This window comes from Acetobacter aceti (genome assembly GCF_002005445.1).
In the GTDB taxonomy this organism is placed as follows: domain Bacteria; phylum Pseudomonadota; class Alphaproteobacteria; order Acetobacterales; family Acetobacteraceae; genus Acetobacter; species Acetobacter aceti_B.
In genome coordinates this window covers 286,014-297,569 of sequence record NZ_CP014692.1, presented here as the reverse complement: position 1 = coordinate 297,569, position 11,556 = coordinate 286,014, and the positions used below count along the sequence as shown (strand labels likewise).

Annotated in this window: 9 protein-coding genes; 5 read left to right on the top strand and 4 right to left on the bottom strand. The window is 57.3% G+C overall.

The features are described from left to right. Positions 1-10: 10 nt before the first annotated feature. Complete coding sequence (gene miaA / locus A0U92_RS01370; RefSeq protein ID WP_077811667.1) at positions 11-1,000, bottom strand: tRNA (adenosine(37)-N6)-dimethylallyltransferase MiaA; 990 nt, start codon at positions 998-1,000, stop codon at positions 11-13. A 47-nt stretch (positions 1,001-1,047) separates the two neighbouring features. Between miaA and serB the strand changes: the two genes are divergently transcribed. Beyond that, on the top strand, positions 1,048-1,947 hold the full coding sequence (gene serB / locus A0U92_RS01365) for a phosphoserine phosphatase SerB (RefSeq protein ID WP_077814180.1): 900 nt from the start codon (positions 1,048-1,050) through the stop codon (positions 1,945-1,947). Positions 1,948-2,037: 90 nt separating this feature from the next. Further along, positions 2,038-3,285, top strand: a complete 1,248-nt coding sequence (locus A0U92_RS01360) for a cation:proton antiporter (RefSeq protein ID WP_077811666.1) — start codon at positions 2,038-2,040, stop codon at positions 3,283-3,285. 78 nt (positions 3,286-3,363) lie between these two features. Here the strand turns inward: A0U92_RS01360 and A0U92_RS01355 are convergent, their stop codons facing one another. Then, positions 3,364-3,717: a DUF2322 family protein gene (locus tag A0U92_RS01355; protein ID WP_077811665.1), complete on the bottom strand. Its 354-nt coding sequence runs from the start codon at positions 3,715-3,717 to the stop codon at positions 3,364-3,366. Between the two features lie 226 nt (positions 3,718-3,943). On the opposite strand from A0U92_RS01355, the gene A0U92_RS01350 reads away from it, so the two are divergent. From A0U92_RS01350 to A0U92_RS01340, 3 genes are all read left to right on the top strand, one after another. Then, complete coding sequence (locus A0U92_RS01350) at positions 3,944-4,477, top strand: QcrA and Rieske domain-containing protein (protein ID WP_077811664.1); 534 nt, start codon at positions 3,944-3,946, stop codon at positions 4,475-4,477. A gap of 536 nt (positions 4,478-5,013) precedes the next feature. After that, on the top strand, positions 5,014-6,588 hold the full coding sequence (locus tag A0U92_RS01345; protein ID WP_077811663.1) for a 2-isopropylmalate synthase: 1,575 nt from the start codon (positions 5,014-5,016) through the stop codon (positions 6,586-6,588). Positions 6,589-7,002: 414 nt separating this feature from the next. After that, a complete protein-coding gene (locus tag A0U92_RS01340; protein WP_077811662.1) occupies positions 7,003-8,145 on the top strand; it encodes a HEPN-associated N-terminal domain-containing protein in 1,143 nt (380 codons plus the stop codon). A 280-nt stretch (positions 8,146-8,425) separates the two neighbouring features. Here A0U92_RS01340 and A0U92_RS01335 read toward each other — a convergent pair whose 3' ends face one another. Both A0U92_RS01335 and lpdA read right to left on the bottom strand, forming a co-directional pair. Continuing rightward, positions 8,426-9,358 carry a L,D-transpeptidase gene (locus tag A0U92_RS01335; RefSeq protein WP_077811661.1) on the bottom strand — a complete coding sequence of 311 codons (933 nt, stop codon included), beginning with the start codon at positions 9,356-9,358 and terminating at the stop codon, positions 8,426-8,428. A 373-nt stretch (positions 9,359-9,731) separates the two neighbouring features. After that, positions 9,732-11,471: a dihydrolipoyl dehydrogenase gene (gene lpdA, locus A0U92_RS01330; RefSeq protein ID WP_077814179.1), complete on the bottom strand. Its 1,740-nt coding sequence runs from the start codon at positions 11,469-11,471 to the stop codon at positions 9,732-9,734. Positions 11,472-11,556 lie beyond the last annotated feature (85 nt).

Genomic DNA, 11,556 nt, shown 5'->3' with positions numbered 1-11,556 from the left:
GAGGGGTGGTTTAAGCTTCGCCCACCGGAGCGTCAACCTGTTTTTGCATGAAAGATATAATTTCCGGTATTTTTCTTTTCAAAAGTTGCTCATTTATACTGATTCTGTTTTCGATAATAATCGTATCACCCGGACTGACGAGAGGCTGATGGTTGAACCATGTGGCCTGACGCTTGGTGTAGCGGCCTGTCGCCAGCACCGCCCGCTCTTCCGCTGCGGCAAGGCTGATCTCTCCCCGCAACATGGCCGAAAGTTCCGGCACGCCATGCGCCCGCATGGCCGGGAGCGCAGGGTCGAGGTGCTGTTCCAGCAGTGCGCGCACTTCCTCAATCGCGCCCAGTTCGATCATCAGGCCGAAACGACGGGTAATCGCCGCACGCAGCACATCCCGCGCCGGATCGAGGCGAACGGCCACGAACCGGCAATCCGCAGCGGGATGACCGGGCTGTACACGCCACCACGCCAGCCCCCTGCCCGTGCTGCGCCAGACCTCCCATGCGCGGGCCAGCCGCTGCGGATCGGTGGGGCGCAGGCTTCCAGCCGTGTCCGGGTCAACCGCCATCAGCCGGTCATGTAAATCCGCCGGGTCTGCCGCGAGCATCCGCGCCTCTTCACGGGCCTCCGCACTGGCTTCCGGAACCTCGGCCAGCCCGTTTGTCAGGGCGCGCAGATACATTCCGGTACCGCCGCAGAGGATAGGCAACCGCCCCTCCGCCCATGCTGTCTCCATCGCAGCGAGCGCCTCCACCCGCCACCACGCCACGCTGCGGGCTTCGCCTGCCGGACTGACACCATAGAGCCTGTGCGGAAGACGGGCCTCCTCCTCCGGCGTCGGACGGGCCGTCAGGACACGCAGTTCCCGATAGACCTGCATCGAATCCGCATTGATGACGGTGCCGTTCAGTTGCTCGCCCAGAGCGAGGGCCAGCGCGGACTTGCCGGAGCATGTCGGACCCGCGACAATCAGGGCCGAACGTCCGTTGTCCGTTTTCTTCATCATCCTGTCGCTTGCCTCCAGCCATCAACCCTGTCACACGCAGCAGCATCATGAGCGCTATTCTGACACTCGTCGCGAACCGCGAAGCCACATCCCTCACGCCCCAGGACATCGCTCTGGCCAGTACGCTGGCAGCAGGGGGCGAGACAACCATTCTCTCGCCGGGCGAAGCTGTCGATATCGCCTGCGCGCCACTCACGCCAGCGCAGATCGACGCGGTCCGCCTCGCGCTGGCTGACCGCGCCGTCGATGTGCTGTACAGCAGCAAGACTGAAAGCCGTCGCAGAAAGATCCTGGTGGCCGACATGGACAGCACCATCGTCGCCAACGAGACGCTGGATGACATCGCGGCTCATGCCGAACGCCTCCGGCCCGGTGTCGGCGAGGAAGTCGCCGCCGTCACCCGCCGCTCCATGAATGGCGAGATCGATTTCCAGACCTCACTCCGCAACCGTGTCGCGTTTCTGCGCGATCTGCCTGCCTCCCTGCTGGAAGATGCGTGGAAAGACGTGAAGATCAATCCCGGCGCCCGCACGCTGGTGCGGACCATGAAGGCACATGGCGCCGTGACGGCACTGGTCTCCGGCGGGTTCACATGGTTCACCACCCGCGTTGGTGAAGCGTGCGGCTTTGCCGAAAATCATGCCAATATCCTGAATGTAACGGATGACGTGCTGACAGGTACGGTTGACGAGCCCATTCTCGGTCCCGACGCCAAACTGCGCCATCTGATCCGTATCGCCACCGCCGCTGGCGTCCCTCTGAACGCGGCCCTGACGATCGGCGACGGTGCCAACGACCTTCCCATGCTGCGTGCGGCTGGTTTCGGCATCGGGTTTCACGCCAAGCCTGTCGTGCGGAAAGAGATTGTGAACAGGATCGAACACGGCACCTTGCGGGCCGCCCTGTTCGCGCAAGGTTATCATGCATCAGAGTTTGTCGAGGACTGACAACCGTTGATTCTGTGACGAAAGATGGCCGGAAGCCTGACCTGACGCATTATTCTTGACATTTCCTGCCTCGGAAAGCGACCGAGAGATATGAATACTCTCGGTCTTCTGGCGCTTCTCCTGACGCTGTCCGCTGTCTTCAGTATTGTGAACGACCGCTGGCTCAGATTGCCTATGACAATCGGCGTCATGCTGATCTCCATTGCGGCGTCTCTGCTCATCATCGCCACCGGGCGGTTCTGTCCGGCTTACGATCCCCGCGTTTTTGCACAGTCTGTTCTTGGCAGCGTCAACCTACCGGAAGCCCTGCTGAACGGGGCGCTGTCACTGCTGCTGTTCGCCGGAGCGCTGGGAGTCAATCTTGACTGTTTTCGCTCGAAGCTGAAATCCGTCACGGCGCTCGCGGTTCTGGGGACGGTGCTTGCCGTCCTGCTGCTGGCCAGCGCTGTCTGGCTGATCTTTCCATTCATGGGGATTCACGCCCCCTTCTCCTGGTGCGTCGTGCTTGGGGCGATCCTTGCACCGACTGACCCCGTCTCGGTTATCGGCATGTTGCGGCGCCTCGGCCTGCCTCAGGATATTCAGGCGATCTTTGCAGGAGAAAGTCTGTTCAATGACGGTATCAGCATCGTCATTTTCGGTGTGACGATCGGTCTTGCGACCGGTGACGCCAGCCACGTCACCCTCACGCAGATTGCCGAAGGGTTTTTATGGGAAGCCTGTGGTGGCGCGCTTCTGGGGGCCGCGACCGGCTGGCTGTCCCTTTTTCTGCTGCGTTCCAGTCGGGATGCCCATACACAGTTGATCGCCTCGCTCGCCCTGGCGACGGGAACATACAGCGTCGCCAGTTATTTCGGCATGTCAGGAGCCGTGGCCGTGGTTGTCGCCGGTCTGTGCCTTGGCACGCGCTATAGCCAGTCGATCTTTGACGAGCATGGCCGCAAGGAACTGAACATCGCCTGGGCGCTCATCGACGAAGTGCTGAATGTCCTGCTGTTTCTGCTGATCGGCTTTGCCATTCTTGAAATCCCGTTCCACCTCTCCTCACTGGCCGCCATGCTGCTTGTCGTTCCGCTGTCCATTATGGGACGTGGCCTGAGCGTGTTTCTCTCAACGCTCCCCCTGCATCTGAGACATTGGGACAAGGGAAGACTGCTGGGCATCCTGACGTGGGGCGGTCTGCGTGGCGGCATCTCCCTTTCTCTGGCCCTCGGTCTGCCTGATGGCGAACTTCGTAACCTGATCCTGCCCATCTGCTATGGCGTGGTCGTGTTCACGATTGTCGCGCAGGGGCTTACCATGGAGCGGGTGGTGAGACGGTTCTACCCAGCTTCGTAAGATTTGCAGAGATGCTGCAACGGGAAAGAGCCTGCCTGTTGCCCATGAGGTCGGGCCAGCCTTTCCCCTTCGCTAGCATCAGCGAACCGGGATAATCTCGATCTCCAGAGGCGCTGCACCGGCTGCAATTTCCAGCAGGCGATCAATATTCGGGTGGGCTCCCGGTCGATTGCGTGCATCCAGTGTATGCTCAGCAAAAACAGCCAGCCCATGCTCGGCGGCCTTTGCGTCGAGTTTGTCAAAAACCTGTCTGAGATACTGATAAACCGCCAGAGACCCCTGCTTTCCCGGCTGGTTTTCAATGGTGGCGACCACCATCCCGTCACTATTGGTCAGATCAATGCGTTGCACACCCTCGACTGAAAGCAGTTTCTGGAGGTTTTCCCTGAAAACTGTCGTCGGCTGAATTTTCTGCTGAGTCTTCTCGTGCATGTGTCGCACTTCTCCGTTCATGAACAAAAAGCCTATCAGAAGAGAACCCCTGAGTGACGGCACGGCAGAACACCCGATCTCACTCTGCCGTTCTACCTACCGCCGACCAATACACAAACGGTCAACCCTCACCACCATGAAATTTAACAGGAGCTTCAAACCACATGTCTCTCACTTCAGACATGGTGCGTTCTGAACACCATTCAGACGAGATGACCCCAGCAGGATGCAATCAGAGACTTCCCCTTCCCTTTCCAGAAGACGCCTGACAGCCGGAACGGCCAGCCTGTGCTGTCTGACCCTCCTTCCCTCCCATGCGCGTGGCAAAACGCCTTCGCTCGCCGTCGGGGACTTTCTCATGCCCGTAGAAGAAAAAAACGGCGCTTGCCTGACTGAAAGCCAGATCAGAAACAGCAACACCGCCATCATGTGCTGGCCGGTTTCCGCACAGACACACCAGCCTCGCATGGAAACACCTTATAACCGGCTTTGGGTGATGCGAACGCACGCAGGCTTTCGGGGCTATTCAGTCATCTGCCAGCATGCCGGATGTCTTGTGTCAGACTGGGACAGCGCAACCCACCGGCTGACCTGTCCCTGTCATGGGTCGGTCTATGATGTTGAACATGACGGTGCGGTTGTCGGCGGCCCTGCGCCTCTTCCTCTTCCCTTCGCAACAATCGCGGTTACAGACGGCTACCTTCGATTGGCGAGTGACTTTTCAGCAAAGGTAGGAGGACATGCAAGCCGGGCCGACTGACTGTCAGTTGCCGGACCATCTGCTCAGATGAACTGCGGAAACAGAAACGGCGACCCGAAGGTCGCCGCCATTTTTTATTGTTTTTATCCGACTTGAAGAGAGTGTCACATGACACGGCTCATTTCAACTAAAAACGAATAAGTTATATTCACAATTTAATGTTATCCAGATCACGCGTATTTCATTCGCCAGATGGAAAATCTCTCCTTCGACGTCCCGCTTCTGCCGCACATCTTCCGATAACAACACGCGATGTTCACCCGCGTGCATGCAGATTACGATTATCTCCGGGTTGCATCTCTCCGCTGATCCAGTATCTTGTCGGACATGACTATTGCCGCCGCCCGTTCCGAGTCGATGAAGCGCACCAGCGCCACGACTGCGCGCGGCCTCTCCCAGCTTCTCCTTCGACTTATCCGCCCCTGAGCGCGCCCATCGGCATGCGTTGCCGATAACGCTTAGGGGATTCGTCAGCAGAGCGTTTCGTGCCTAAAAGGACGAAACAGGGACCAAGACACGTCATTCCGGGGCTTTCCATGACCTTTGAGCATCCTTCCTTCGGTCGCATCACCGACGACCGCGTTTTCATCTTCGACACGACGCTGCGTGACGGTGAGCAGTCGCCCGGCTTCTCCATGAATCTGGAAGAAAAACTGCGTATGGCCGCAGCGCTGGCCGATCTCGGCGTGGATGTGATCGAAGCGGGCTTTCCTGTTGCTTCCAAAGGCGATTTCCAGTCCGTCGCTGAAATTGCCCGCGTCGTGAAAGGCTCCGTTGTCTGCGCTCTGGCCCGTTCCGGCGGCAAGAACGACATCCAGGCGGCAGGCGACGCCATCCGGCACGCCGAACGCGGTCGTATCCACAACTTCATCTCCACCTCTCCGCTGCACATGAAATACAAGCTGCGGATGGAGCCCGAGACAGTTCTGGAAATCATCACCACCGGCAACAAGGCCGCCCGCAACCTGACGAATGACGTCGAATGGTCGGCGGAAGACGGCTCACGAACGGAACCGGATTTCCTGTGTCGTTGCGTCGAGGCCGCCATCAAGGCAGGCGCCACGACCATCAACATCCCTGACACGGTGGGTTACGCCACGCCGGAAGACATGGAGCGCATCTTCTCCATGCTGAAAGAGCGTGTGCCGGGGGCGGATCAGGTGATCTTCTCGGCGCACAATCACAACGATCTGGGTCTGGGCGTCGCCAACACGCTGGCTTGCCTGCGCGGTGGTGCCCGCCAGATCGAATGCACGATCAACGGTATTGGTGAGCGTGCGGGTAACGCAGCGCTGGAAGAGATCGTCATGGCGATCCGTACCCGCCACGACCAGTATCCCTACACCAACCGCATCGAAACGACGAAGCTGCTGAAGCTGTCAAAGATGCTGTCCACAACGACGGGTTTCGACGTTCAGCCCAACAAGGCCATCGTCGGCCGTAATGCTTTCGCACATGAAAGCGGCATCCATCAGGATGGCGTGCTGAAGAATGCTGCGACCTACGAGATCATGACGCCGGAAAGCGTCGGCTGGTCCAAGACGTCGCTGGTTCTGGGCAAGCATTCCGGCCGCGCGGCGTTCCGCGACAAGCTGGCAGCGCTGGGTTACACGATCAGTGACGAGAAGATGAACGAAGCCTTCCAGCGCTTCAAGGATCTGGCTGACAGCAAGAAGGTTGTCTACGACGAGGACATCATCGCGCTGGTTGACGATGAAGTCCGCGATCACGCCCGTATCCGCTTCCTGTCGCTGGATGTGTCCTCCGGCTCACAGCGCGCCGCTGAAGCCACTCTGGTTCTGGAAATCGATGGCGAGGCTGTGGAAACGACGGCCAACGGCAACGGTCCTGTCGATGCGGCCTTCAACGCCATCCGCAGCGCCTTCCCGCATGATGCGCGTCTGGCCCTGTTCTCAGTCGGTGCCGTCACGGAAGGCACAGACGCACAGGCCCGCACAACGGTCCGTCTGGAAGAAGACGGCAAGATGGTCGACGGTCAGGGCGCTGACGCCGACACGGTGGTCTCGGCCGTGCGTTCCTATATCCACGCGCTGAACAAACTGCTGGTCAAGCGGACCAGAAGCGAGCCGGAATCCCTGCTGGCTGAGTGAAGCCTGCTTCTTTTGTTATGGGTTGTGAAGCCGCCCTGCTGTGGGGCGGCTTTTTTTTATGGTGTATGTGTTCTCTGCAAACGATGCTGGTTTAAGGGTGGCTGTTGCCTGTCTGTTTCACAATCACAGAGCAGACAAGGGCGCTGTGTGTGGGAGGGGTAAACAGACGGTCGGCTGTTGCAGAGGAATAATTAAAAAGCTGACGTGTGAGTGAAAGACGCTTTGGGCTGAACTCAAAGGCGGGGCTGTCATTCGCCGAGACGTTGGAAATGCGTATACCAAAGCGAGGGAGTACCGCCGAATCTCCTCGTATGAGCGCGATATTCGACGGATCAAGGCGATTGCAGGTGGAATAAGCTATGGCATTTATAGTATCTGGACTCCAACAGCGATCCAAAATTCAAAGGCATCTTTGTGATTATTTACGCTCGAGGCACCGCAATAATTGAGCACCACGATTCTGGTGAACGATTCGAAATTGATCAAGATGAGTTGGATTGGAAGCCGTCGGGTAGTGACGACCATGGCATGGGAACTGAAACCTTCTATGAGGCCTTGGTCGAGCATGATGAACTTGGCGATTTGCGTTGGACGGTGTCAGAGTATCCCGTTGGAGCAGAGAATTTTAAGAAAACCGACGTCGGCGTACATCGGATTGTCGAAGACTTCGATTATGGACTCGAACATGAGTTCGAGTTTGACGACGACGATCCGGCAACCCTCCGAGATAGATTTAAAAACAATCCAAACTTGACGAAGGCAATGACCAAGTCCACGGTAGCCAAATACTTGGTAGACTGGTTCCACTATTTCTACGAAGACCCCGCCAACGAGACGCCATACAATAGTCGTGAGGGGGGCTACCTTTACATTAAGGGTGGGCCGTATTCGGCAGAGGAAGAACTCCGGGAAAATTTCGAAGACGTGGTGTCTGAAGATGCTATTCTTGAGGCTGTGGAGGATATCCAGAGCGATGGCCTGTATGATTGGGCCCCCTCGAATCGACATCCAGAAAGTGTAGAATTCTATAGTGAAGAGGCCGCAGAAAATTATTCGCAGAGTGAATTTTCATTTGAGGGTTTACTCAAAAAGATAGCTAGCGGGAGCAGACCGGTAGGCTTGGGTAGCGAAGGAGAAAAAGCTGCACGCGCAGTAGTCTTGGAGCAAATTGCCGCTCTGAAAGATGAACTACCCAAGCCCACTACCCATGGTAACATTGGCCACAATCAGCCGCCTCAAGAAGTTGAACTGCAAGGAGAAGAACTCAAGGAAGTTGCAAAGAGTCTTGATACAATTGAAGTAGAACTTGCCTCGGATGAGCCAAATGTCGAGACTGTGGTCCAAAAGGCATCGCTCCTCAGAAAGGCGATTGAGTGGGGCGCGGGCAAAATGAACACGACAGTCGACGCATTCTGCAAATCGTTCGGGACAGCTCTTGGCACAACCGCTGGTGTTGCCTTTCCTGCCGCAATTGTCGCCGCCTCCCACTACTGGGGTATACTGGCGCTGTTGCTTGGAAGCCTAAAAGGGTGGCTTCTACTTGCCTTGGGATTGTGACCTGATTTTGCGCTTTCTAAGTATTGTGCAGCAAATTCAGGGACCTCTGGTTCTCAAGAGCGATGAGGTAGCTGTGCCCGCATGCTCTCGACTGCCACCGCTAGGTTGAGTTCGATTCTGCCGCTCACGGCTCCCCACATGGGACGAAGACGTCGAGGCACTGATCCCCGAGACGATAGGTTGCATGTCCACTATCGGGATGCAAATCGGAGTGCCCTATGTCTGACATGAGGCGTAAGCACACACTTACCCACATCAAAAACTACTCAATCAAAAAATCTTACGACTTCTGCGCAGTCGTCAAAGGCACCGGCGCAGTCGGCTTCGCCCCGGAATCCACCACCACCAGCGCCTCTCCTGCAATAGGCGACGGCGTCCGGTCTTTCCTCAAAAGCGCCTTGAAGCGACCATCGTAGCTTGCGGCCTGTTCATATTCGACATCCAGCAAGCCGTGTCGATCCATGAACACATTGAAGGCTGCGGGAATACGTACGCACCCTTCGGACGCAGGATGACCGAGACGGCTTTCCAGAAAATCCGGGTCCGTCGCATGCATTTCAAGACGGATGTCGCCTGTTTCGCCTGACGCCAGCCAGCCCTTCACAGCGTTATGCCAGCCAAAGTCCCAGACCCGCATCCCTTTCGCACCAATGCCGCGAATACCGTTCTCGTTCTTCGTCCCTTCGGCCCTGTAACCCAGTCGGTCGGCTGTATTCGGGAACACACCTGTCGGCGTGATGTAGTAATACTTACGGCCTGTATTGCCGGTCGAGACTTTTACACTCCCCAGAACCTGCCAGTCCGATGTATCGGGGAGCGCCAGAACAAGCGCCAGTTTCTGAACTTTCACGTTCCGATCGACAACGACAATCACCTGAGCCCGCGTAATACGGAAATCCGAACGGGCGATCATCTCCTGCGCCAGCTTGATCCAGTGCAGCTTCTGCGCCTCACTCAACGGCAACAGACCGGGCACTTCCCTGTGCAGGGCTACCAACAGTTTTTTCGCTTCAATGCGGGCTTCACTGTCATCCAGCGAAGGCAGTGGCGGGATGACGACCGGTGGTGACGACTCATTTTCAGGTGAAGGCACAGGCGGCGCTACAGTGTCCGCCGGAGTGCCGGGAGCAGCCGGAGACTGGCAGAGAGCAGGCGAAGAACACGCAACTGAGGTCACAAGCGTCAAAGCCAGCGTTGTTCTCCAAACCTTCATCCGGTGCTCTCTCCTACAATATTCTCCGTCAGTCGTGCGTCGACGGCTTTGCTGTGCGATATTTTATCACAGGATGAACTACATGCCATCAGAAGAAATAACAAACCAGCTTTCACGCATCTATTGCCCGCGGACCTCTGATAACGGAGCCTCAGTTGGAAATCAGCAATACGGTGTATTTTCCATGCATTTTAATTTTAAGTAAAAATTAAAAATCACGAGAGTTTCTACGATCTATTCTTTCTGGACCAATGATTTTTCTACACGCAGATACGGATTGGCCAAAACAACTGATACAGCCATGATATATAAGCACGAACAAAAAACGCCGCTGATCTCTCAGCGGCGTTTGTCTGAATCAGATATGTGACGATCAGATGTTCAGCGAATGCCCGCTGACACCCAGCGCCGCTTCCTTCACCGCTTCGCTCAGCGTCGGGTGAGCATGGCAGACACGCCCGATATCTTCGGAGGAAGCGCCAAACTCGATCGCCATCGTGCATTCCGCGATCAGTTCGCCAGCACCCGGTCCAATGATGTGCGTGCCGAGAACGCGGTCCGTCTTTGCGTCAGCAATCACCTTCACAAACCCGTCGGTCATGCCGATGGCGCGCGCGCGGCCATTGGCCATGAACGGGAACTTGCCGACCTTGTATTCGACGCCCTTTTCCTTGAGCTGCTCTTCGGTAAAGCCGACCGTCGCTACTTCCGGCCATGTATAGATCACACCCGGAATGGCGTCGTAATTCACATGCCCGGCCTGACCAGCGAGGATTTCAGCGACAGCAACGCCTTCTTCCTCGGCCTTGTGCGCCAGCATCGGGCCACGGATGACGTCGCCGATGGCGTAAACGCCCGGCACGTTCGTGGCGAAATGCTCATCGACTTCGATACGGCCACGGTTGTCGAGCGCAATACCGGCCTCTTCAAGACCCATGTTCTTGCTCGCCGCCGTGCGACCGATGGCGAGAAGCACAACATCAGCTTCAAGCGTCTCGGCAGCGCCACCCTGTGACGGCTCGACAGTCAGGGTCACGCCTTTTCCGGTTTTCTCGGCCTTGGTCACCTTGTGACCGAGCTTCATCGTCAGCCCCTGCTTCGTCAGGATCTTGCGGAAAGCAGCCTCGACTTCATTGTCCGTGCCCGGAACCAGACGATCGAGGAACTCCACAACCGTAACGTCAGCTCCCAGACGGTGCCAGACGCTGCCCAGCTCAAGACCGATCACACCGCCGCCGATGACAACCAGTTTTTTCGGCACAGCGGAGAGTTCCAGAGCGCCGGTGGAGGTGACGATCACCTTCTCATCGACCTCGACGCCCTTCAGACCGGCGCTGTCACTGCCTGCCGCAATAACGATATGCTTCGCCGTGACAGGCTTGCCGTCAACCGTCAGACGACCGGTGCCTTCAACCTTGCCGAGCCCTTTCAGCCAGGTGATGCCGTTCTTCTTGAACAGGTATTCCACACCCTTCACGTTGGCTTCGACGATACCAGCCTTGCGTTTCTGCATCTGCGCCAGATTCAGCTTGATACCGGCGATATCGATGCCATGCGTCGCAAAATCATGCGCTGCGGCATGATAATTTTCCGATGACTGCAACAGCGCCTTGGACGGGATACAGCCGACGTTCAGGCAGGTGCCGCCGAGCGTGGCGCGCTTTTCGACACAGGCGACCTTGAAGCCAAGCTGGGCGGCGCGAATGGCGCACACATAACCACCCGGACCAGCACCGATCACGACCAGATCATAATCCGTCTCGGCAGGCGCTTCAGTCGCTGCCGGAGCCGGTTTCTTTTCAGCAGCAGGAGCAGCTTCTTTCTTCGGTGCTTCAGCGGGTTTGGAAGCAGCGACAGGCTTCGCGGCAGCTTTTGCACCCTCGGCCAGAATGGCCAGCACGGCGCCAACCTCCACTTCATCGCCTTCCTTGACGGCCTGGCTTTCCAGCACGCCAGCAGCGGAAGCGGGAACCTCAACACTCACCTTGTCGGTTTCAAGCTCAACAACCGGCTCATCGACGGCGACCGCATCACCCGGCTGTTTGAGCCATTTGCCGACCGTGGCGGACGTCACACTCTCGCCCAACGCCGGAACCTTGATTTCGATTGCCATTTTTTCCCGTCCCGATTGAATATCGATCGACGCTGACCGTTGCCCGGAAAGGCGTCTCACGTCCATCGTCTATGTCCGCCTCTGC